Source organism: Maribacter sp. (assembly GCF_049667165.1).
Taxonomy (GTDB): domain Bacteria; phylum Bacteroidota; class Bacteroidia; order Flavobacteriales; family Flavobacteriaceae; genus Maribacter_A.
This window is the reverse complement of sequence record NZ_JBATHS010000341.1, coordinates 24,515-47,026: the sequence shown is the minus strand read 5'-3', so window position 1 is coordinate 47,026 and position 22,512 is coordinate 24,515. Positions and strand designations below refer to the sequence as shown.

Sequence of the window (22,512 nt, the reverse complement as noted above, 5' to 3'; positions counted from 1 at the left end):
TTATGAATTGGAAGAATGTTTTATTAATCGGAGTTGTTAGTCTACTGCCCGCATCGATCATGGCCCAAGCAAACATTTTGAATGCTAAGAAGCCACAGGAAATTGGTGTGCGGACAGAGGCCCAAAAAGCTCTGGACAATGATGCTCCCTTAGAGTATGGTTATGTCGATGATAGGGATATCCTATGGTCTAAAACCGTATGGGAGACCGTTGACCTTGACGAGCGTGTCAACTTTCCTCTATACTACCCTATAGACACCATAGACATCGGTGCCGATAGAAGGTCCTTATACGATGTGCTGATAAAGAACATCAAAAACGGGAAGTTGGAGGATGTATACGTAGATTCCTATTTTACTGAAAAAAGAAAGTTCAGTGATTTGGCCGCTACCTTACGAAAAGTGGATACCACCGATATGGGATACGAACAGATAAATGCAGGTGAGACTTTGTCCGCCGAATTTATCAACCAGCGCGATTTGACTGCCGCTGACATAGAAGAGTATCGCATAAAGGGAATCTGGTATTTCGATAAGCGCCAAGGGGAACTGAAATACCGTTTGTTGGGTATTGCCCCAGTAGCTCCCGATGTTAACTTCATCGATGATGAATCCATGGATCCGGCCGATGCCAAGGTTGAACTTTTCTGGGTATGGTACCCAGGTGCCAGGCAGATATTACATGATGCCAAAGTTTTTAACCAACTTAATTCGGCGCAGCCCATAACTTTTGATATGTTGCTGAACGCACGTAGGTTCAATGGGGTTATCTATCGTGAGGATAATGTTCATGGTGACCGTAAGGTCAACGACTATATTGCGGATAACGCCCTTTTCCAATTGTTGGAGGCCAAACGAATCAAAGAGGCCATCAGGGATAGGGAGCAAGATATGTGGTCCTATTAAAATCTAGATTATTCCAATTCAATACATAAACTGAAAACCCTGACGATTTCGTCAGGGTTTTTTGTATGGATAAGGTAAGGGAACAATTCTAGATTGCATAATTTTACATGATGATAGATTATATAGTGGTTGGCCTAGGATTGGCGGGGATGTCGTTTTGTGAGCAATTACATGATCATGACAAGGATTTTATGGTCGTTTCGGATGATTCCCAAACGTCCTCGTTGGTTGCCGGGGGGGTATATAATCCGGTAATTTTGAAGCGGTTTACCCTGGCTTGGAATGCGGATGTTCAACTTGAAATCGCGATGCCCTTTTATAAAAGGCTTGAAGAGAAATTGGGAAGGCAGTTTGATCATAAAATTCCCATCCTAAGAAAATTCGCTTCGATCGAAGAACAAAATCTTTGGTTTGAAGCTGCAGACAAGAAACGACTGGATCAATTTTTGGATACATCCATTATCGAAAATAGAAACAAGGCCATTGACGCCCCTTATGGTTTTGGGAAGGTTTTGCATACAGGAAGAATAGATGTAAAGGCATTGATAGCAGCCTATGAAGCAGCGCTAATCGAAAAAGGCAATCTGTTGAAGGAAACCTTTCGATTTGATGCATTGGAGGTTCATAAAGATCATGTTGAATATAAGACGATAAAGGCAAAAAAAATTGTTTTTGCAACAGGTTTTGGGCTGAAATCGAATACGTACTTCAACTACCTTCCTTTGCACGGAAATAAAGGCGAGGTGTTAACGATAAAAGCCCCAGAAGTAAAGCTCCATTCCATCATAAAATCATCGGTGTTCATTATTCCGTTGGGCGATGACCTGTATCGGATAGGGGCAACCTATGATAGAACGGATAAGTCTAACGCCCCATCTTCCCAAGGCAGTAAGGAGTTATCAGAAAAATTGCAGACATTTTTGAAATGTCGTTTTGAAATTGTGGACCATGTTGCTGGTATTCGTCCCACAGTCGCCGATAGAAAACCATTGGTGGGGGTGCACCCAAGTCATGATCATATGTTTGTGTTGAACGGCTTTGGTTCCCGTGGGGTCTTGATAGCGCCAACAGCATCAAGACTACTCTATAACTTTATCGAGAATGGGCAGCCTATTCCTCCAGAGATGAACGTCAACAGATTTTCAGGAAAATTCGAGCCTAGGATTATTTAGCTATTTTGGGGTCGTAATGAATGAAAAAATTGATCCAGATATTTCTGGACAATCGAATGATGATTGGTAAAAAAACAATCATTGTAGCCACTATCGCAATAAAAGTATTCACCAAGGACGTTCCGATGAATACATAAGAGATAACAAAAGCCGCAACGGCAAATGCGATACCCACGCCATAACTTACATACATGGCCCCATAAAAAAAAGAAGGTTCGATCTTGTATTTGGTATTGCAAGTAGAACAACGCTCGTGCATTTTGAACAATTTGCCCAATTTATATGGGTTTTTTTCCAAATACATGCTTTCACAATGACATTTAGGACAAGTTCCTGTTAAAATGCTGTAGAGTTTGTTTCCTTTTTTTAACATTTGCAAAAGTTTTCGCGAAAATACGGTTTTGCGCTATTCTCTATTGTAACCTAGGTCACAAATTATGCTAAACATACATAATCTTTCAGTCTCATTTGGGGGTGAATACTTATTCGAGGAAATCTCGTTTAGGCTAAATGCTGGTGACCGGGTTGGACTCATTGGAAAAAATGGTGCTGGCAAGTCCACCCTTTTAAAGCTCCTGTCGAAGGATATGCCTATTGACTCTGGGACCATTGCTACGGAAAAAAACCTGAATATTGGTTTCCTGCGACAAGATATAGATTTTAAGCAAGGTAGAACGGTTTTAGAAGAAGCCTATCATGCTTTTGAGGAAATCAAGGCCTTAGAGCTTAAACTTGATGAAGTGAACCAACAGCTTGCCGAACGCACTGATTATGAGAGCGAGGCATACCATCAATTTATGGTGGATCTAAATGATTTTACGCATCATTATGAGATTATAGGGGGGTATAACTACCAAGGTGAGACAGAAAAAATCCTTCAAGGCCTTGGTTTTAAACGGGAGGATTTTGATAAAAAAACCGAAACATTTTCGGGAGGTTGGCGCATGCGTATCGAGTTGGCCAAATTATTACTTCAAAACAATGATGTGCTCTTGCTCGATGAACCTACCAATCACTTGGATATTGAATCGATCATTTGGTTAGAACAATTTTTGAACAACTACTCTGGTGCCGTAGTCATTGTATCGCATGATAAGATGTTCTTGGATAATGTGACCAACCGGACCATTGAGATATCCCTAGGTAGGATCTACGACTATAACAAACCTTATAGTGAATTTCTAAAATTAAGGGAAGAGATCAAGGAGCAACAGCTAAACGCCCAAAAAAACCAGGATAAGGAAATACAGCAAGCAGAACGTCTCATCGAGAAGTTCAGGGCAAAGTCTACCAAGGCATCCATGGCACAATCCCTGATCAAGAAGTTGGATAAGATCGAGAGGATAGAGGTTGACCAGGATGATACTTCCGTAATGAACCTGCGGTTTCCAATTTCAACGACCCCGGGCAAAATAATTGCCGAAATTAATGATGTCTCTAAGAGATATGGTGATAATCTAGTGCTCCAAAACATTGATTTATTGATCGAAAGGGACAGTAAAACGGCTTTTGTAGGTCAAAATGGACAAGGCAAGTCTACCTTGGCGAAGATCATTGTCGGTGAGTTGCAGTATGAAGGTCAATGTAAGTTGGGCCATAATGTACAGATAGGCTATTTTGCGCAAAACCAGGCGGAATATCTAGATGGCCGGAAAACGATCTTGGATACCATGATCGATGCTGCCAATGAGACCAACCGAAGCAAGGTTCGTGATATTCTTGGATCTTTCCTCTTTCGTGGGGAAGAGGTAGATAAATACGTTAAAGTGCTTTCCGGGGGTGAACGAAATAGGCTTGCCTTGGCAAAGATGTTGTTACAGCCCTTTAATGTATTGGTCATGGATGAGCCGACCAACCATCTTGATATTCAATCGAAGAATGTACTGAAAAGGGCCTTGCAAAGATTTGAAGGCACGTTGATCCTCGTTTCCCATGATAGGGATTTCCTTCAAGGGTTGACCAATAAGGTCTATGATTTTAGGGACCGAAAGATCAAGGAATATTTGGGTGACATTGAGTTTTATTTAGAACAACGTAAGGTGAACGACTTTAGGGCCATTGAACAGCAAAAAAATAGTGAGGTGAAAAAGGTCAAGGTCGATAAGCCCTCAAATTCTTTCCACGATCAAAAGAAAACGAAGTCATTGAAGAATAGATTAAGTGCTGTAGAGAGCAAGATTTCCTCCTTGGAAAGGGAATTGAAGGAAATAGACCACGATCTTTTAATGAACTATGATGCAACCATAGCCAAACCCAATTTTTTTGATTCCTACCAAGGGAAGAAGAAAAAGCTGGAAGAATTAATGGAGCAATGGACCCAAATCACAATCGATTTAGAAAAAACGACCCCATAACCCCAAAATTTAACTTACAGATATTTCCTACACCACAAATAAATGATCCTTCACAACATAATGGGGCCGTTTAACGATAAAAATTGCTTTTAGACCAATACATAGTTTACTTTTGTAGGGTAATTCTTAGGTTAATGAAAGTAAGGACAGTTAACGCTTAATTATTTGCAATATGAAAAAGATCCTTTGTTTGGTTTTGATTGGTGTTTTAAGCAGTGTTGCCGTACGTGCTGAGGTCCCTATGGATGAAAAGCAGGCCTTGATAGATCTTTATTACAGTACGAACGGGGCATCATGGAAGGCATCATGGGATTTAGAAACCCCATGCAATACCTGGTACGGTGTAAAAGTGGTCAATGATAAAATCATCGAGATTGATTTGTTTCATAATAATTTATCGGGAACCTTGCCAATGAGCATCGGTAAACTTGTTCATCTTAAAAAATTGAATTTGGCATTCAATGCCATTTCTGGAAAGCTGCCCACAGGTTTAGGGCTGTTGAAGGAACTCAGGGTGTTAAAACTGGAAATGAACCGATTTAAAGGGCCGCTACCCAACACGATTGGGATGATGGCCAAATTGGAAGAGCTATCCATTTTCAATAATTTCATATCAGGAAGTATTCCAGAGACGATTGGTGGACTTAAAAATCTGAAGGTACTGAACCTTTCGAGCAACAATTTAAAAGGAACCATTCCCAAATCATTGGGCGATTTGACCAAATTGGAAAGTCTAGGACTTTTCGAGAACGGATTGGATGGTAACATACCCAATGAAATGGGAAACCTATCAAAATTGAAAGAACTGGTTTTGGCAAACAATCAATTAGGGGGTGAAATCCCCAAGGAATTTGGGCAATTGGCCAGTCTTGAGATTTTCCAAATACAGAACAATAATTTCAATTCCTTTAAGAACTTGGGAATGATGGAAACAAAAGGCATGTTGGTCTTTGATTATGATAAGGAGGATGCCCAATTTGATTTCAAAGATATTAACTTTAGCAAAACTAGGATGGCAGACACAAAGTTCGAAGATGTTGAGGATTAGTTAGTGATTCATAGTTTTAGTTAGTTTGGTTAAAAGGGATGCAGCAGCATCCCTTTTTTATTCAATGTCAATAGGATGTTTAATCAAAAGCCAAAAACATTAAACAAATATTGTGATAATTTTAACATTCGTTGCATATGCAACTAATATGTATTTTGCTAGATTCGCGCAGTGAAAACGAAAGATGTGCATATTGATTTTGAGAGATCTATTGCCCCATGGATAGGCAGGACCTCGAAAGTGGTTGATTATTATTTGCATGACCTATTAAACCAATTTGGTTTGGATATGTCTAAAGAACAAGTGATCACCCTTAAAATGTTGCATGACAATGACGGTGATGGCCTCAACCAAAATGATCTGGCCTTTCTGACTTCCAGGGATAAATCATCCTTGGCACGCTTACTTTCAAAAATGGAAAAGAAAAAGTACATTCTTAGAAAACAGCATTTGGAGGATAAGCGGGTCAATCAGGTTTTCTTGACCGATGAAGGTAGATCGGTTTACAAACAAGCCAAAGTAGTTTTAAAACAACTGATTTGTTCGATGGAAAAAGATATCAGCCAAACTGAGAAAAAGCAGTTGGTCAACATATTGAAAAAGGTACAATTTAATCTAATGCAAGAAAAAGTAGGACTATAACCAAACCAAATGAGAAAAACTATATTGAGCATTTTGGGTGTTTTGATTATTGTGGCATCCGTTTTTGTGGCAAAAATGATCGTTGATAGCAAGAACAATGCACGGCCAAAAGCTGAAAAAATTGTCAAGACTGTTTTTGCAGAACAGGTGCAAAACGGTACCATACCCATCGTAGTCCCTGCGAATGGAAGTTTAAAAGCCAAAAACAGGTTGGAGCTTTATGCTGAAGTTCAAGGGGTTTTTAGAGGCGGGACTAAATTGTTTCGACCCGGACAAACGTATCGTAAAGGTGAACCTATTATTCGTATTGATGCGTCGGAATATGCAGCCAATGTACAATCGGCCAAAAGCAATTTATATAATCAACTTACGTCTATCATGCCCGACCTTCGGTTGGATTATCCCGATATTTTTCCAAAATGGCAAACCTATCTCACGGGTTTCGATATGGATAAGGTCACCCCAGAATTGCCGGAAATGACTACGGAAAAGGAGAAGTTCTTTATTTCAGGCAGGGGTATTTTGACCACGTATTACAATGTTAGGAATATGGAGCAACGACTTTCGAAATATCGAATTTCAGCCCCGTTCAACGGGGTCCTGACCGAAGCTTTGGTTACCGAAGGCACCTTGATCCGTGCCGGTCAGAAACTGGGGGAATTCATCAATACCGACATATACGAATTGGAAGTATCTATAAGTAAAAAATTCAGTGACCTGTTAAAAGTGGGAGAACAGGTTGCACTCAGCAATCTTGAAAATACCAAGAACTATAAAGGTGTGGTCACGCGAATCAATGGTAGTGTGGATCAAGCAACCCAAACGATCAAGGCCTATATCGAGGTAAGTGACAAAACCTTAAGAGAGGGAATGTATATGGAAGCCAACCTCGATGCCAAGGAAGAAACCAATGCCATTGAAATTGACCGGAACCTGTTGTTGGAAAACAACCAGATTTTCGTTGTCCGCGATTCACTTTTAGATTTGATCGATGTAGATCCAGTATATTTTTCAAATAAAAAGGTGGTGTTGAAAAATGTACCTGATGGGACTACGATTTTAAGTAAACCGGTCATGGGGGCTTTTACAGGCATGTTGGTAAAACAATATCAGGAAAACGGAATAGGGGAGCCATCTAAACCAGCAAACGAATGAGAAATATCATTACCTATTTCATTAAGTACCATGTTGCGGTAACAGTCTTTATATTCGCATTTGTTATTTTTGGTATTTTTGGGGCACTTTCCTTAAAATCCTCCTTTTTTCCACTATCGGATTCCAAGAATATTTTCATTAACATTACGTATCCTGGCGCATCCCCCCAAGAGGTTGAAGAAGGAATTGTCCTTAAGATCGAGGACAATCTAAAGGGTTTGGAAGGTGTAGATAGGGTAACCTCAACTTCCCGTGAGAACAGTGGCAATATAAATGTAGAGATAGAAAAAGGGCGTGATATAGATTTTATGTTGCTTCAGGTCAAAAATGCGGTGGATCGGGTGCCGACGTTCCCTACGGGTATGGAACCTTTGATCGTTTCTAAACTGGAGGCCGTTCGGCAAACGATTAATTTTGCGATCAGTGGGGAGAATATTCCACTGGCAACCTTAAAACAGATTGGGCGTCAAATAGAAAATGACATTAGGGCAATAGATGGAATTTCCCAGATTACCATTTCAGGATATCCCCAGGAAGAGATTGAGATTGCCGTGGACGAGAATAGCTTATTGGCCTATAATCTGTCTTTCAATGAAGTCGCACAGGCCGTGAACAATGCCAATATCCTGGTTACGGGAGGGAATATAAAGACAAGTGCCGAAGAGTACTTGATACGGGCCAATAATAGGTCCTATTATGGTAAAGAATTCTCCAACATCGTAATAAAAGCTGATCCGAACGGACAAACAGTTCGTCTTAAGGATGTAGCCATAATTCGTGATCGGTTTTCCGAGACGCCGAATGCTACCTATTTTAACGGTAACATGGCCATAAATACGGTGATTACCAGTACCAATACCGAGGATTTGATCAGTTCAGCTGAAAAAGTCAAGGATTATGTGGCCAGTTTTAACCAAAAGTTCAACAATGTACAATTGAATGTGGTGAGTGATCAATCGAAGACTTTGACGCAGCGAACACAATTGCTTACTGAAAATGCTATAATGGGAGTGAGTTTGGTCCTAATATTCCTTTCACTCTTTTTAAATACACGGTTGGCGTTTTGGGTGGCTTTTGGATTGCCTATTTCTTTTTTGGGCATGTTCATCTTTGCCGGGTTTTTCAATGTGACCATCAATGTCCTGTCCTTGTTCGGAATGATCATTGTTATCGGTATCCTTGTTGATGATGGAATAGTCATCGCCGAAAACATCTATCAACATTATGAAAGGGGCAAGTCGCCTTTGGCTGCGGCCATTGATGGGACCATGGAGGTAATTCCACCCATTGTTTCCGCGATTATCACCACCGTTCTGGCGTTTTCCGTTTTCTTGTTCTTAGACGGTAGGATCGGTGAGTTTTTCGGTGAGGTTTCGATCGTTGTAATATTGACCCTTGTGGTTTCCTTGATAGAGGCTTTGATTATCCTGCCTGCGCATTTGGCTCATTCAAAAGCACTACAGCCTGTTGACAATAAAGAGAAAAAGGGTATTGCCAAGGCATTTGCCCGGCTTAGGGTCATCAATAAGGCCGGAGATCGTTTTATGAAATGGATGAGGGACCGATTGTATAGTCCGACCTTGCGATTTGTCATGCAGTATAAGATGCTTTCTTTTGGCATTTTTATGATGCTCTTTATTTTGACCTTGGGTTCAATTCAGGGGGGGATTATCAGAACGTCCTTCTTTCCAAGAATTGCAAGTGATAGGGTACAAGTTGAATTATTGATGCCCAATGGCACCAATGAAAAGGTCACCGATTCCATCATATCATTGATCGAGGAGAAAGCGGAGATCGTAAATCAGGAATTGACCGGGAAGTACTTGAAAGGAACAGGTAAGGTGCTCTTTGAAAATGTTATAAAAAGTATAGGTCCAGGTTCATCAGCAGCTACGCTGACCTTGAATCTATTGCCGGGGGAAGAACGCCCGGATGAGATTATTTCAGATATGGTGTCTAACCGACTAAGGGAGTTGGTGGGGCCTGTAATCGGAGTGGAGAGTTTGATCTATGGTTCTGGAGGTAATTTTGGGGGCAGTCCCGTTTCGGTCTCCCTTCTCGGAAATAATATTGAAGAATTAAAGGCCGCAAAGGACGAACTGAAAACGGCTATGTTGAATAATTCTGCCTTGAAAGACATCGAGGATAATGACCCTGCAGGGATTAAGGAAATACGATTGGAACTTAAGGAAAATGCCTATTTATTGGGATTGGACTTAAGAACGATCATGAACCAGGTCCGATCCGGGTTTTTTGGGGCCCAAGCACAACGTTTTCAAAGGGGCCAGGATGAAATCAGGGTTTGGGTGCGCTATGATCGTGAAAACCGTTCCTCTATCTCTGATTTGGATGAAATGCGCATACAGACCCCGTCGGGTAATCGTGTGCCCCTAAAGGAAATTGCCACGTATACGATTGAAAGAGGGGATGTGGCCATAAATCGCTTGGAAGGTAGACGCGAAATTCAGATTTCGGCGGATCTTAAGGATGAAAAGGTCACAAGTGCCACCGATGTCATGGCAGAAATCAAAAGCGATATTATGCCCGAAATACAATCAAAATATCCCACTGTGAGTCCTTCATATGAAGGGCAGAACAGAGAGGCGGATAAATTGACGAAATCATTTCGGGTTGTAGGGGTAGTGGTCCTCCTCTTGATCTATATAACCATAGCATTTACCTTCAGAAGTTTCAGCCAACCTTTGATGCTGCTCTTATTGGTACCTTTTAGTATTACTGCTGTTGGATGGGGGCATTGGATTCATGGTTTTCCATTGAACTTCCTATCCATTTTGGGGATTATCGCCTTGATAGGGATTATGGTCAATGATGGATTGGTACTTATAGGTAAATTCAATGGAAACCTTCGGTTAGGTATGAATTTCGACGATGCTTTGATCGAAGCTGGAAAATCTAGGTTTAGGGCTATATTTTTAACCTCGGTAACCACGATTGCAGGTCTTGCACCCCTATTGTTGGAAAAAAGTAGACAAGCCCAGTTTCTAAAACCTATGGCGATCTCCATTGCGTATGGTATTGCTTTTGCGACAGTACTGACCTTATTGATGTTACCTTTGTTCCTGTCATTTAGTAACAAGATCAAAGTGCGTACAAAATGGCTTAAGACTGGTAATGAAGTAACCAAGGAGGAGGTTGAACGGGCCATTAAAGAACAGAAGGAAGAAGCCCACCTAAGCGGTGGCCTTTCAAAAGGTCATGAAGCAGTAAAAACGGATAACGAGTAAGTATTTTATGGAATACAAAAGATGGGGACACCTAGCGAAGTACCTTCAAGAAAAAAAGCAGTTGCATAGTATGCAAAATAAATTAGTCATTCTAAGTGTTATTGGCCTATTTACAATCGGGGTACATGCCCAAGATAAGCTATTGACCAAGGAAGATGCCATCGCGCTTGCTTTGGAAAACAACTATGGTATAAATGTGGCAAAAAACCAAGTTGAGGTCGCCAAGAATAACAAAAGTGTACTGAATTCAGGATATCTGCCGACACTTACGGGTAGTGCCAACGCCAATTACAGTAGGGATGATTCAGTCATTGAATTTCCGGGTCAGTTTAACGAAGACGGAAGTCCAAGAGGCGACCTGGAAATAGACCAGGCAGAAGCGCAACGCTATTCCTCTACCCTAAACGCGAATTATACGTTGTTTGATGGTCTTGGCCGTCTTTATAACTATAAAAGATTAAAGGAACAATTTCAACTGAGCGAATTACAGGCTAGGGAAACCATAGAAAATACGCTAGTGCAATTATTCAGTGTTTACTACGAGATCGCTAGACTTACAGAAAATGAAAATGTTCTAAAGCAAGCCCTAGATATTTCGCGAGATCGATATCAACGCTCACAATATGCCTTTGAATATGGGCAAAGCACCAAACTCGATATATTGAATGCCCAAGTTGATATTACCAATGATAGCATCAATGTTTTGAATGCAAGACAGCAACTGTCGAATACAAAGCGCGATCTTAATGTTTTGTTGAGCCAAAATATAGATGCGGTATATGCCGTAGATACTTTGGTAGCCTTTATTCCAAAATTACAATTGGAAGAATTTGTTGATCAGGCAAAATTGAATAATGTCGCCTTACTACAGACCGAAAGGGGTCTTGCGATCAATGCTTATGATATCAAGGTTCAGAAATCAGGTTATCTGCCTAAAGTTGGTTTAAATGGATCTTATGGTTGGAATTTGAACCAAAGCGCCGCTTCGGCATTTTTCCCGGGAACCAACAACAATAACTTTAATTTAGGTTTAGGGGCCAGTCTTACCTGGAATCTATTTGATGGTGGTGGTACCACGGTACGGGTGAAGAATGCCAAAATAGCCTTTGAGAACCAAGAATTATTAAAAAAACAAATAGAACTTGAAGTGCAACGCGATATCCAGAATGCTATGGCCATTTACGAAAATAGATTGGTGATTTACGCCATTCAGGAACAAAATGTAATCACCAATGAGAACAATTTTGAACGATCTAAAGAACAGTTCCAGTTGGGTCGGATCACATCCATCGAATTCAGGCAGGCCCAGATCAATTTATTGAATGCCCAGACCAATAAGAATTTGGCCAAATACGATGCTAAGTTGGCAGAACTTCAATTATTGCAGCTCACAGGTCAGTTGTTGAATGTGGAACTTTAAGGATGTACGAACATTATTTCCAATGCCCTTATTGCTGGGAAGAAATTTCCATGCTTTTGGATACTTCCATACAAACCCAAACCTATGTTGAGGATTGTGAGGTTTGTTGCAACCCCATAGAAATCACGCCAATATTTGAGAACAATATGCTAATGGCATTTGAAGCGCATGGTTTGGAACAGTAATTTTCCCAAAAGTACCGGTAGGTTTATGGCTAAAATGTTCTTGCCCACATTTAAAAGGCCAATGTAGGTCTTGTGGGGATGGTCATTCAATGTAAAGGATTAAAAATGATGCCTTGATAATTATTTTTTGAAGTTGGAATTTAATAATTTTAATAAAATTTTATTAATGACCTTCCTATTGAATAACCCTACCAAATATCGGTCTTTGTATTTTTGGATTCTAAGCATTACCCTGATTTTAAGCTCCTGTAAGTCGTCAGTTACCGCACTTGAAGCGCCTGTAGTCAAAAAAACAAACGAAGTCTATACCGAAACCATCCCGTTGACCGATGTAACATTTGAAATGGTTTTAATACCCGAAGGGCAATTCTTTATGGGCAGTCCAGCAAATGAGGCATACAGAAATGATGATGAAGGGCCCCAAAGGCAAGTGACCCTTGATGCCTTCTGGATGGGTAAGTATGAAGTAACCTGGGGCATTTTTGAACTTTTCTTTAAACAGAACCAATCCCTATTTGATAATCTGGAAGCAGAAAAACGGAATGCGATTGATGCTATAACCCGACCTAGCCCACCTTATGAGGATCCTTCGTATGGTATGGGTAAGGATGATTTTCCGGCTGTGAGCATGTCGACCTACTCCGCCTTGGTTTTCTGCAAATGGTTAAGTGAACTAACAGGGCGCTTTTACAGATTGCCCACAGAGGCCGAATGGGAATATGCGGCCCGAGCAGGGACACAGACTTTATTTGGGTTCGGTGATTCTATCGATGCATTGGATACATATGCCGTTTATCACAAAAATTCGATGGGCAAATATGCAAAAGTAGGGAGCAAATTGCCCAATACTTGGGGATTGTATGATATGCATGGTAATGTGGCTGAATGGACGTTAGATCAATATAAACCTGATGCCTATGCTAGCATGGAGGAGGATAATCCATGGGTTATACCTATGGTGATACATCCGCGGGTGATTCGGGGAGGTTCTTGGGATGATGATGCTGAAAGTTTGAGATCTGCCGCCCGAAGGGCATCGAGTAGTAAGTTGCAAAAACGAGACCCACAGATACCGAAAAGTTTTTGGTGGTTTACCGACTCCAATTTTGTGGGTATGCGGTTAGTGAGTCCCAAAGACCAACCGAGCCCAGAGGATCAGAAGAAATTTTGGCAAATGGTGCTCGATGAAGGATAATTAAAAATCACTAAACCATGAAAATTATAGTACTTATTCCGTTACTGTTATTCACCTCAATGTTGTTAATCGCCCAAGATTCCTATACTTTGTCGAATGAAAGTACATTAACGGTGGATGGCACTTCAACGTTACATGATTGGACGGTTACTGCAAATACCATTCAAGGTGCACTACAGAGTAATGCGCAAGTTTTCACCACGATATCATTTGAGGTAGATGTAACGAGTATTGTCAGTACAAGGGGGGCGACCATGGATAAGAAGACCCACAATGCCCTAAAAATGGAAGAGCATCCCAAGATTGTTTTCAGCGCACGGGAAGTTGCTTTTTCAGAAGGTAGCGATCAACATATTACTGGAAAATTGACTATTGCTGGCGTACAGAAAGATGTAGTGATTGTTGTGGCTATAAAAGAATCGGAAGGTAAAATACAAATAAGGGGAAATCATAAAATCATCTTGCAAGATTATGACATGGAGCCTCCAACGGCTATGTTCGGTTCTATAGTTGTTGGTGATGAGGTAACCGTAAACTTCGATCTGATCTTTGCGAAATAACCACTATCATCCTAGCCCATTATGGGTCGTATAAAATATTGCTGTGGAAAAGGTTTTACTTTCGTTATTATTGTTTCTTATCGGATATGTGGCCTGGTCACAAAATAGATTTGAATATACCTATCCACAAATGGGTACCCAGATAAGATGGGTATTATATGCCGAAAATGAAGAAAAAGCCGATTCGGTATCCGCTGTGGTCTCTGAAAGAATTGATGAACTAAACCGTAACCTTAGTGATTATCTTGAAGATAGTGAGTTGAACCAGCTAGGCAGAAAAGGGTTCGAAATGGTTCGGGTCGGCGATGATCTTTATCGGATTTTGAAAGCGGCAACGGAGATTTCTAGAATGACAGAGGGTGCTTTCGACGTAACCGTTGGTCCTTTGACAAAGCTCTGGAGAAAAGTTCGAAATATAAAAATACTGCCGAATAGCACTGAAATGGCAAAAGCCAAACAAAGGGTGGGGTACGGTTTAGTCCATTTTCCAGGGCCTGGCTTAGTACAACTTAAAGCAAAGGGAATGCAATTGGACCTCGGTGGAATAGGCAAAGGCTTTGCTGCTGATGAGATCATTGAAATATTTGAATCGCACGGAATCCATTCGGCTCTGGTTGATCTAGGGGGGGACATTCGAGTAAGTGATCCTCCTCCGGAAAGAGCGCACTGGGTAATAGCATTTTCCTATATCGATCAGAACGGCACCGAGCAGTTGCAAAAAGTTAACTTGAAAAAGGGAGCGGTAGCAACCTCAGGTGATCGATATCAATTTATTGAAATTGATGGCGTACGATATTCACACATTATCGACCCAAGAACGGGCATGGCCTTGAACGATAGGGTCCAAGTGACCGTAATAGCCAAGGATGCGACAACGGCGGATGCTTTTGCTTCAGCGTGTGGTGTACTGGGTTTTGATGAGGTAAAGGAACGTTTCAATGAATGGCCTTCTTTGGAGGTCTTTATTACCAATCAATCCCAAAAAGGGTATCGACAATGGAAGAGCCCCGGATTTGAGGCGTGTTTAATAAAGGATTAATTTAAGAATCAGTATATGAAATTCAATCTTCAAGGCAAGACTGCCATAATTACCGGTGGGGGGAGTGGTATTGGGAAGGCTATCTCAAAAACCCTTGCAACACAAGGTGCAACGGTCCATATTTTAGAATTAAATGTGAATACGGCCCAGGAATGTACAAGCGAGATCATTGCCGAAGGCGGAAAGGCTTTTGCCCATAAATGCAATGTTGCCAAACATTCAGAAGTACTTCATGTGGTGAACGGCATTGCAAAGGATTTTGAGTTGGACATACTTGTAAATAATGCGGGGATTGCACATATTGGTAACGTAGAGAACACCACTGAAGCGGATATCGATAAGGTTTATGAAGTAAATGTAAAGGGTATATACAATTGCATCTATGCCGTTATTCCTCACATGAAAAAAAAGGGTGGGGTAATTCTTAATATGACATCCATAGCATCTGCAGTTGGTATTAAGGACCGATTTGCCTATTCTATGTCAAAAGGGGCCGCGTTGACCATGATGTATTCCGTGGCCAAGGATTATATCACTTTTGGGGTACGCTGCAATAGCATCTCCCCGGCTAGGATACATACCCCTTTAGTAGATGGATATTTAAAGGAAAACTACCCCGGAAGGGAGGATGAAATGTACGGGAAACTCTCTGCGACCCAACCTATTGGGCGAATGGGCAAACCCGAAGAGGTGGCTGATTTAGCCCTATATTTATGTTCCGATGAAGCTTCTTTCATCACGGGTACAGAATTCCCAATTGATGGTGGATTTGTTAAATTGAATGGTAATTAAAACATTAGGAATACGCATATGAAACTAATACGATATGGAGTTAAAGACAATGAGAAACCAGGTGTGCAACTGGATAACGGAACAAGGTTGGACGTCTCGGCTTTCGGACAAGACTATGATGAACATTTTTTTGGTGGAGTGGGGGTCACCGATCTGAAGAAATGGTTGGTTTCCAATGAGGCTGCTTGTCCAAAAGTTCCCAATGATATCCGTTTGGGAGCTCCGCTATGCAGACCTTCCAAAATTATTTGTATCGGTTTGAATTATGCCAAACATGCCGCTGAAAGTGGTATGCAATTGCCTAAAGAACCAGTGTTGTTCTTTAAGGCTACCTCTGCGATTGTCGGCCCGAACGATGATTTGATTATTCCTAAAGGCAGTACAAAAACCGATTGGGAGGTAGAGCTGGCCGTTGTAATCGGAAAAAAAGCCTCTTATGTTTCACAAAAAGAGGCTATGGATCATGTGGCCGGTTATGTGTTGCATAATGATTATAGTGAAAGGGAATTTCAATTGGAACGTGAAGGCCAATGGGTCAAAGGCAAAAGCTGCGATACGTTTGCCCCCTTAGGTCCATTCATTGCCACAAAAGATGAAATAAAAGACCCACATACTCTGAATCTGTGGTTGAAGGTCAATGGTGAAATACTTCAAAATAGCAATACCTCTGATTTTGTCTTCAATATTCCAGAATCCATCAGTTATATAAGCCAATTCATGACCTTATTGCCCGGCGATATCATCTCAACGGGCACGCCATTCGGCGTTGGGTTGGGGTTTGATCCCCCACGATATCTAAAACCGGGAGATGTCGTGGAACTGGGTGTTGAGGGTTTGGGAACATCACGCCAAGTAGCCAAGGCATTCTAGGAAGTTATATAAGAGTGTCAGTATCGGATTTTAGCTGAAGGTTGAAGTGATTTCGAAGGCATCGATACCTTTAATCGATTACAGCATAATCGAATCGGCTTCATATTTCAAAGGCAAAGAATCGAAAGTAGTTTGGTGCAAATAACCAAAAATAATGGTTTAAACACTTGAAAAAGACGTTTAAAGATAGCCATTTAGTGCAAATTGCTTCAAAACCTATGAATTTTTGCTAGTACAAGGTTCAAAACTATTCTGGAACTTTGGTACCATTAGAACCCAAAATCTTTTACTTATGAAAAATGCTATACCCTACAACGTGGCCTTCGGCTTTATTATTATATTTTTCTGTTATTCTTTAAACGGGCAGGAGAATACGATTAACGATTCCAATTCAGTTCCTACCTACGAAACCCATAAGAGGGTCGGAGCGTATCTTGAATTACAAAAATTAGGATACGACGATAAGGAAATTTTCGAAGATCTTGGCAATGCGAATTTTCTGCAAAAGAAGTATGGCACTGCCCTTTTTTGGTATGATAAACTAAAGGAGGTGTCGGCAGAAGATGCCTTAAGTGACGGTTTTAATAGGCGATACCAACATGCCAAACAGATGATATCCTTTTCAGGGGTAACGACGTTAATGGATGATGAAGATTGGCTTGCAAACATACGGGCGGATTATGGAATAGCTTCAACAGAAAGCCCAATGGCGTCAAAATACCGACCGTTGGATACCCAGTTGCGGCCCCAGGAAGCTTTAGGGCAACAAGTATCGATAGGTGACCAAGGTGATTTGAATACTGATATTTTGAATGATCATCGTGCATATAAGGTGCCGATGACGGTAACTGCAGATGGAAAAACCGCATTTTTCAGTAAGGCTGTTTTTATAAAACCCCCGATTGGGATTTTCTCAAAAAAGGAGTTGGTTCATAAAATCTATCGGGCCGAAAAAAGGAATGGTAAGTGGCAAAATATTAAAGAGTTAGCGCTTTGCCCGAAATACCATTCCGCACTTCACCCTGCGGTATCCTTAGATGGGAAACGCTTGTTTTTTGCTTCGGATATGCCGGGCACGTACGGTAAATATGATATCTATGTGTCTAATATTCAGAGTGATGGTGCTTTAGGTAGGGTCAAGAATCTAGGCGATAAAGTAAACACCAGAAAAGATGACCTATATCCTAAACTAGTAGGCGAAAACACCCTCTTCTTTGCATCCGACGGACGAAAAGGCCTAGGCGGTCTTGATATGTACATGGTGCAGGTAAACAGTGATAACGTCGGCCTGGCCATTAATTTGGGAAGAACCCTGAATAGCGAGGAAGATGATTTTGCAATTCGTTTTATGCCTAAAAAAGGGGTGGCCTATGTGATTTCAAATCGGCGTAAGGAGAAGGACGCCTTACATCAAGTTGCCTTTTCATATAATCATCTGAATGATGATATTTCTGAGGAAAAAACGGTGTACAACGTTTTGGAAGTCCTAAATAAGGATCTAAGTATTGATTATTCCTCATCGGTCTTTGAAGATGAGTGAGCTTTAGGAAAAAGATACCCAGTGCAAACCTTACTGTATTTTTTAAATGATATCCTGATTTCGTAGGGTAAAACAGGGGTAATGAGCCTTACTATGCTACTAATACTGTACATGATGATTTTAGGTAGATAAGTAGGTAGAAATACTTTCTAGGGATTGCAAAATAGACAAATAATAAATTTCAACAAAATGAGCTATAATACTACAATAACGCAAAAGTTACGCTTTCTGATGGTATTTTACATACTTTTTAGTGCAACTACCTCATTTGCACAAAACGAAAGTTCGGGCCTTAGTTCCAGAAGCGCCTATCATAATCAGTTGTTTTTCAACCGGTTTCTGATTAATCCAACGTTCTCCTTGGTGCGGGAAAATAAATCATACCTAAATATCTTGCATAGGAATCAATATGCCACCTTTGAAGATAATAGCCAAAACTACTTCTTGGGATTCAGTAACCGCCTGAATGAGAATACAGCCTTAGGGATTGGCGTATATAGCCAATGGGAAGGCGTAGTGCAGGAATTCGGTTTTAACGCCAATTATGCCACTGCCGTAAAGTTGGGGGCGAAAAGCAAATTGACCTTTGGCACCAATGTTTCCTATTACAATGAGGGTCTTGACAAAAACCGTATTATTACAAATGAGGATGATCCTGAGGTGCTCGAAGCAAACAAGGAGAGTAAAATTGCCATACAACCTGGTGTCACCCTATCCGTAGGAAGTTTTGATTTTGGATTGTACGCTGAAGATCTGTTTAAATTCAATCAAACCACCAATGAGTTCTTGACACAGTTGGATGATAAGAGCATAAAGGCTTCGTTGCAATATACCCATTCCTTTGGGGCTAATATGGGAATGTTCAAGAATGCCCGGTTAATGCCATTGATACAAGTTGGAAGAAATAAGGATAATTCTATGTCCTATCTTGGTTCCCTGCTCTTAGATCTCCCAAGCTATGGTTGGTTGCAGACTACATTGGATGATACCTATGGCCTTTCGATGGGCCTTGGTTTCAATCTTAGTAAGAAGATGTCTATTGGGTATTTAATGGAAAAAGATATTAAGCAACAAGATGCCGATCTTGGTTTCAATCACGAATTGTCATTGGCCTATACCTTTAAGGATGACAATGATTCCAATGGAGGAAATGTAGGTACTTCAGTGGATGAGAAGATAGATCGTATTGTTCGAAATTATGAAGAGCAGATTCTTGCACTTAAGGCTGAAAAAAAGGCGATAAACAAAGAGGATCCCGTTCAACCAGAAAGTGACGGGAATGCGGGCTCAAATAATCTAGCGTATCAAAACCGTCTTATTTTGGACGAACTTATTATAAGACAGGACTCGGTTGAACAGGCACGCAATAAAGAATTTGAAAAACGCTTTGAGACCGTAGTACGGGTATTGCGAAATGATCTGAAGCATAATATCGAGGCAAATATTAAGGAGTTTAGCAGTGCGGGCCACACGGTGCTGGTTACCAATGAACAAGGGACCGAGACCTCAGATCGTATGAATGAATTGGAACATAAGGATTATGTAAAGTTACCTATTAAGGTGTTGAACCAGTCCGATATTATCGGTGTAAAGACCGGGTACTACGTCATTGTCAATGTATATAAAAATAAAAGGTATTTGAATGCCTTTATGGATAACCTGAAGCATCAAGGACTGAATGCTAAACAATTCTATAACAAATCAAATGGACTACATTATGTCTATTTGGCTGATTATGATTATAAAAAGGACGCAGAAACGGCTATCGTTTCTAATCTTGAGGGTGAATATCGTGACGAAAAATGGATCATGCAGGTAGAGAATACGACCGCAACAGCTGCGAATTTATATGATGAATAGAGACGATACTTAGTTGCCTTAGACCATAATCAGTCGCAAAGACTGCAAGTTCCTAAGGTTAAAAGTGTTTCTACTTAAAAAAGTTTTCTGATTGGGTTGATAAAAGGAGGGGTATCCGGGGGGATAATCTTTTACCCCCTCCTTTTCATTGTTTTATGGCTTGACAAAACCCAAAATTAGTACAGGATAACGTACAATGTGCCATAATCTTTGCGATCCTCTTCAAGGGAAATCTTGAATATAGGGTTTTGCCCACTGTGCATTTGAACGAAAATACGTACAAAAAATCAGGGTGTATTTCAAAATTGGCTATCATTGTATAACAAATCAACCAGTATTAACCTCCAAATCCCCCCACGAAATGGAACCAAACCTACAGTACCCCAAAAGTATCGAACACGGTATAGTGCTTCATACAAGATTTCTTCAAAATCACCCGTCATTTAATAGTTTACGCTTGAGAGATAGTTATCCTACTTCTTCTCAACATCCGAGCTTTCTGTTTAAGAAAGCTTACAATCGCAAGATTTATTGCTAAGAAGTTTATTGGTTCGAAATGCTTTGAGGGATCCATTCGTAGTTCTCTCCTATAAATCCTACCAACAAATTTCCAAAGTGGTGTTTTTCCTAAATGATATCTAATCGTTAGGAAGAACCTGTGACTCTTGTTGTATGGTTTTAAAAAGCATAAACGGTTCTCGTAGTAGGCCTGTTCAATCGCGACCTGAATCTAGAAAACAGAAATTTATGTAATAAAAATACCCTACGTTATGAATTCAAACATCTTAAAGATCATTATCTTGGATAATGATCGACTGCTTCATGAAGGATATCGTTTTTATTTTGAAACCTACAGGGATTATTCCCTAGCAGGGCTTTATGAATCAGCAAAAGAGGCCCTAATGGAGTATAATGCCACCTTACCTGACATCGTTGTTTCAGAAACCGCATTGGGCGATACAAATGGTATCGATAGCATACAGGCATTTCGTAAAAAGGATCCTGATGTTAAGGTTATTATGATGAGTAACCAATCTGACTTTGAACTTGTAAAAATGGCGTTTAAAAAAGGGGCCAATGGGTTTCTTACCAAACCCTTGACCAACGATCGTCTGCATCATGCCTTAAACTCAATTAAATATGAAGGGGCGGCCATGAGTAATGATATTGTTCAAAAAGTTGTGTCAAATTTACAAGGAAAGTCATACCAATACTTTTCGGAGCGAGAGAACCAAATCATTGATTATCTATGTCGAGGGGCAACCTATAAGATTATCGCCGATAAATTATTCGTGACGACCAGTACCATCAACTTCCATATTCAGAATATTTACTTAAAACTCAATGTGAATTCAAAATCTGAGGCCTTGACAAAGCTCAAGCAGCTGTAATCAGGATTCTGAAGGTTGGTATCCCTATTATTTCAGAGGAAAAAAACGTAAAATGCTAGGAAAATATCAAAGACGGTACACCAAAGGAAATATGTTTAAGGCCTTAAGACTTTTCTAAGGGGTTACCTGGCATAGCACTTTTTTCCCAATCCACGATTCACGGAATGGTCAATAAAACAATAATACAAAACCATTCGAATAGATGTTCGCTAAGAAGATATTTATCCCTATTTCTCTTGACAGTTGTCAAAAATACATTATATTTGCGTAATCGATTGCATTAAATAGTAAACATAATGATAACCCACCAATTTAGATATGCGGCCAACCCCGTCGATGCCAGAAACTATGGAACTGAGGAATTACGAAAGGAATTTCTGATCCAGGACCTTTTTGTAAAAGACCAGATTCAACTTACGTACTCCATGTACGATCGTTATATTGTGGGTGGGATTATGCCTGTAAGTAAGGGCTTAATGCTCGAAACCATACCATACCTTAAGTCTGAGAACTTTTTGGATCGAAGGGAACTGGGGATCGTGAATGTGGGCGGAAAGGGCAACGTGACAGTAGATGGAACGACCTATGAATTGAACAAAAAGGAGGCCCTCTATGTGGGTAAAGGGATCCTAGAGGTGATCTTTGAAAGCGCTGGAGGCGAACAGCCCTTGTTCTATATCAATTCTGCCCCGGCCCACAAAAGTTTTCCTACTAAAAAAGTAAGTGGTGGTGATGCTGAGGTAATTCAGCTAGGGGATGAGAAATATGCTAACAAACGGGTGTTGAACAAGCTTATCGTGAATGGTATTGTTGAGACTTGTCAGTTGCAAATGGGCCTTACGGAGCTCTTGCCGGGTAATGTGTGGAATACAATGCCGGCACATACGCACAACAGACGTATGGAAGCCTATTTCTATTTTGATTTGGAAAAAGGTCAGACGATTTCCCACTTCATGGGGGAGCCACAACATACAAGACATATCTTTATGCAGAACAATCAAGCCGTTCTATCACCGGAATGGTCCATTCATTCTGGTTCGGGAACTTCCAATTATTCATTCGTTTGGGGCATGGCCGGTGAGAACCTGAATTATGGCGATATGGATGTTTGCCCCCCTAATGAATTAAGATGATTGCTT

19 protein-coding genes are annotated in these 22,512 nt (G+C 40.6%); 18 read left to right on the top strand and 1 reads right to left on the bottom strand.

The features are described 5' to 3' along the window. The first annotated feature begins 2 nt into the window (after positions 1 to 2). The gene (gldN, locus tag WBM98_RS16060; protein ID WP_424367036.1) at positions 3 to 905 is read left to right on the top strand and encodes a gliding motility protein GldN; all 903 of its coding nucleotides are present in this window, start codon (positions 3 to 5) and stop codon (positions 903 to 905) included. Positions 906 to 1,015: 110 nt separating this feature from the next. Beyond that, positions 1,016 to 2,077, top strand: coding sequence for an NAD(P)/FAD-dependent oxidoreductase (locus WBM98_RS16055; RefSeq protein ID WP_424367035.1), 1,062 nt, complete (start codon positions 1,016 to 1,018; stop codon positions 2,075 to 2,077). Here the strand turns inward: WBM98_RS16055 and WBM98_RS16050 are convergent. Continuing rightward, positions 2,070 to 2,450, bottom strand: coding sequence for a DUF983 domain-containing protein (locus WBM98_RS16050; protein WP_424367034.1), 381 nt, complete (start codon positions 2,448 to 2,450; stop codon positions 2,070 to 2,072). The two genes, WBM98_RS16055 and WBM98_RS16050, sit on opposite strands and share 8 nt — an antisense overlap. A 64-nt stretch (positions 2,451 to 2,514) precedes the next feature. On the opposite strand from WBM98_RS16050, the gene abc-f reads away from it, so the two are divergent. The 16 genes from abc-f to kduI all read left to right on the top strand — a co-directional run bounded on the left by abc-f (position 2,515) and on the right by kduI (position 22,506). Further along, complete coding sequence (gene abc-f / locus WBM98_RS16045; RefSeq protein ID WP_424367033.1) at positions 2,515 to 4,431, top strand: ribosomal protection-like ABC-F family protein; 1,917 nt, start codon at positions 2,515 to 2,517, stop codon at positions 4,429 to 4,431. Between the two features lie 172 nt (positions 4,432 to 4,603). Beyond that, on the top strand, positions 4,604 to 5,479 hold the full coding sequence (locus WBM98_RS16040) for a leucine-rich repeat domain-containing protein (protein WP_424367032.1): 876 nt from the start codon (positions 4,604 to 4,606) through the stop codon (positions 5,477 to 5,479). A gap of 171 nt (positions 5,480 to 5,650) precedes the next feature. Then, positions 5,651 to 6,121, top strand: a complete 471-nt coding sequence (locus WBM98_RS16035; protein WP_424367031.1) for a MarR family winged helix-turn-helix transcriptional regulator — start codon at positions 5,651 to 5,653, stop codon at positions 6,119 to 6,121. A gap of 9 nt (positions 6,122 to 6,130) precedes the next feature. Beyond that, complete coding sequence (locus tag WBM98_RS16030; RefSeq protein ID WP_424367030.1) at positions 6,131 to 7,276, top strand: efflux RND transporter periplasmic adaptor subunit; 1,146 nt, start codon at positions 6,131 to 6,133, stop codon at positions 7,274 to 7,276. Then, positions 7,273 to 10,521: an efflux RND transporter permease subunit gene (locus WBM98_RS16025; protein ID WP_424367029.1), complete on the top strand. Its 3,249-nt coding sequence runs from the start codon at positions 7,273 to 7,275 to the stop codon at positions 10,519 to 10,521. Before WBM98_RS16030 ends, WBM98_RS16025 begins: the two co-directional genes overlap by 4 nt. 70 nt (positions 10,522 to 10,591) lie before the next feature. Continuing rightward, positions 10,592 to 11,941, top strand: a complete 1,350-nt coding sequence (locus WBM98_RS16020) for a TolC family protein (protein ID WP_424367028.1) — start codon at positions 10,592 to 10,594, stop codon at positions 11,939 to 11,941. A gap of 2 nt (positions 11,942 to 11,943) precedes the next feature. Next, positions 11,944 to 12,126, top strand: a complete 183-nt coding sequence (locus tag WBM98_RS16015) for a CPXCG motif-containing cysteine-rich protein (protein WP_424367027.1) — start codon at positions 11,944 to 11,946, stop codon at positions 12,124 to 12,126. A gap of 166 nt (positions 12,127 to 12,292) precedes the next feature. Beyond that, positions 12,293 to 13,321 (top strand): formylglycine-generating enzyme family protein, encoded by a 1,029-nt coding sequence (locus tag WBM98_RS16010; RefSeq protein ID WP_424367026.1) that lies wholly within the window; start codon positions 12,293 to 12,295, stop codon positions 13,319 to 13,321. 17 nt (positions 13,322 to 13,338) lie between these two features. Then, entirely contained in the window at positions 13,339 to 13,881 is a 543-nt protein-coding gene (locus tag WBM98_RS16005; RefSeq protein WP_424367025.1) for a YceI family protein, read from the top strand. Between the two features lie 43 nt (positions 13,882 to 13,924). Further along, a complete protein-coding gene (locus WBM98_RS16000; RefSeq protein ID WP_424367024.1) occupies positions 13,925 to 14,920 on the top strand; it encodes an FAD:protein FMN transferase in 996 nt (331 codons plus the stop codon). A gap of 15 nt (positions 14,921 to 14,935) precedes the next feature. Next, on the top strand, positions 14,936 to 15,712 hold the full coding sequence (locus tag WBM98_RS15995; protein ID WP_424367023.1) for an SDR family NAD(P)-dependent oxidoreductase: 777 nt from the start codon (positions 14,936 to 14,938) through the stop codon (positions 15,710 to 15,712). A gap of 18 nt (positions 15,713 to 15,730) precedes the next feature. Beyond that, positions 15,731 to 16,582, top strand: coding sequence for a fumarylacetoacetate hydrolase family protein (locus WBM98_RS15990; protein WP_424367022.1), 852 nt, complete (start codon positions 15,731 to 15,733; stop codon positions 16,580 to 16,582). 292 nt (positions 16,583 to 16,874) lie between these two features. Then, on the top strand, positions 16,875 to 18,122 hold the full coding sequence (locus WBM98_RS15985; RefSeq protein WP_424367021.1) for a cell envelope biogenesis protein OmpA: 1,248 nt from the start codon (positions 16,875 to 16,877) through the stop codon (positions 18,120 to 18,122). A 189-nt stretch (positions 18,123 to 18,311) separates the two neighbouring features. Then, complete coding sequence (locus tag WBM98_RS15980) at positions 18,312 to 19,982, top strand: PorP/SprF family type IX secretion system membrane protein (RefSeq protein ID WP_424367020.1); 1,671 nt, start codon at positions 18,312 to 18,314, stop codon at positions 19,980 to 19,982. A gap of 770 nt (positions 19,983 to 20,752) precedes the next feature. Then, positions 20,753 to 21,373 carry a response regulator transcription factor gene (locus WBM98_RS15975; protein ID WP_424367019.1) on the top strand — a complete coding sequence of 207 codons (621 nt, stop codon included), beginning with the start codon at positions 20,753 to 20,755 and terminating at the stop codon, positions 21,371 to 21,373. A gap of 296 nt (positions 21,374 to 21,669) precedes the next feature. Beyond that, positions 21,670 to 22,506 (top strand): 5-dehydro-4-deoxy-D-glucuronate isomerase, encoded by an 837-nt coding sequence (gene kduI, locus WBM98_RS15970; RefSeq protein WP_424367018.1) that lies wholly within the window; start codon positions 21,670 to 21,672, stop codon positions 22,504 to 22,506. The last annotated feature ends 6 nt before the right edge of the window (positions 22,507 to 22,512 follow it).

What these genes read in the sequence shown, in the direction of transcription:
- WBM98_RS16020 (WP_424367028.1), top strand. Translation starts at nt 10,592, where the DNA reads ATGCAAAATAAATTAGTCATTCTAAGTGTTATTGGCCTATTTACAATC.
- abc-f (WP_424367033.1), top strand. Translation starts at nt 2,515, where the DNA reads ATGCTAAACATACATAATCTTTCAGTCTCATTTGGGGGTGAATACTTA.
- WBM98_RS15980 (WP_424367020.1), top strand. Translation starts at nt 18,312, where the DNA reads ATGAGCTATAATACTACAATAACGCAAAAGTTACGCTTTCTGATGGTA.
- gldN (WP_424367036.1), top strand. Translation starts at nt 3, where the DNA reads ATGAATTGGAAGAATGTTTTATTAATCGGAGTTGTTAGTCTACTGCCC.
- WBM98_RS16055 (WP_424367035.1), top strand. Translation starts at nt 1,016, where the DNA reads ATGATAGATTATATAGTGGTTGGCCTAGGATTGGCGGGGATGTCGTTT.
- WBM98_RS16015 (WP_424367027.1), top strand. Translation starts at nt 11,944, where the DNA reads ATGTACGAACATTATTTCCAATGCCCTTATTGCTGGGAAGAAATTTCC.
- WBM98_RS16030 (WP_424367030.1), top strand. Translation starts at nt 6,131, where the DNA reads ATGAGAAAAACTATATTGAGCATTTTGGGTGTTTTGATTATTGTGGCA.
- WBM98_RS16025 (WP_424367029.1), top strand. Translation starts at nt 7,273, where the DNA reads ATGAGAAATATCATTACCTATTTCATTAAGTACCATGTTGCGGTAACA.
- WBM98_RS15995 (WP_424367023.1), top strand. Translation starts at nt 14,936, where the DNA reads ATGAAATTCAATCTTCAAGGCAAGACTGCCATAATTACCGGTGGGGGG.
- WBM98_RS15990 (WP_424367022.1), top strand. Translation starts at nt 15,731, where the DNA reads ATGAAACTAATACGATATGGAGTTAAAGACAATGAGAAACCAGGTGTG.
- WBM98_RS15985 (WP_424367021.1), top strand. Translation starts at nt 16,875, where the DNA reads ATGAAAAATGCTATACCCTACAACGTGGCCTTCGGCTTTATTATTATA.
- WBM98_RS16010 (WP_424367026.1), top strand. Translation starts at nt 12,293, where the DNA reads ATGACCTTCCTATTGAATAACCCTACCAAATATCGGTCTTTGTATTTT.
- kduI (WP_424367018.1), top strand. Translation starts at nt 21,670, where the DNA reads ATGATAACCCACCAATTTAGATATGCGGCCAACCCCGTCGATGCCAGA.
- WBM98_RS16050 (WP_424367034.1), bottom strand. Translation starts at nt 2,450, where the DNA reads ATGTTAAAAAAAGGAAACAAACTCTACAGCATTTTAACAGGAACTTGT.
- WBM98_RS15975 (WP_424367019.1), top strand. Translation starts at nt 20,753, where the DNA reads ATGAATTCAAACATCTTAAAGATCATTATCTTGGATAATGATCGACTG.
- WBM98_RS16005 (WP_424367025.1), top strand. Translation starts at nt 13,339, where the DNA reads ATGAAAATTATAGTACTTATTCCGTTACTGTTATTCACCTCAATGTTG.
- WBM98_RS16040 (WP_424367032.1), top strand. Translation starts at nt 4,604, where the DNA reads ATGAAAAAGATCCTTTGTTTGGTTTTGATTGGTGTTTTAAGCAGTGTT.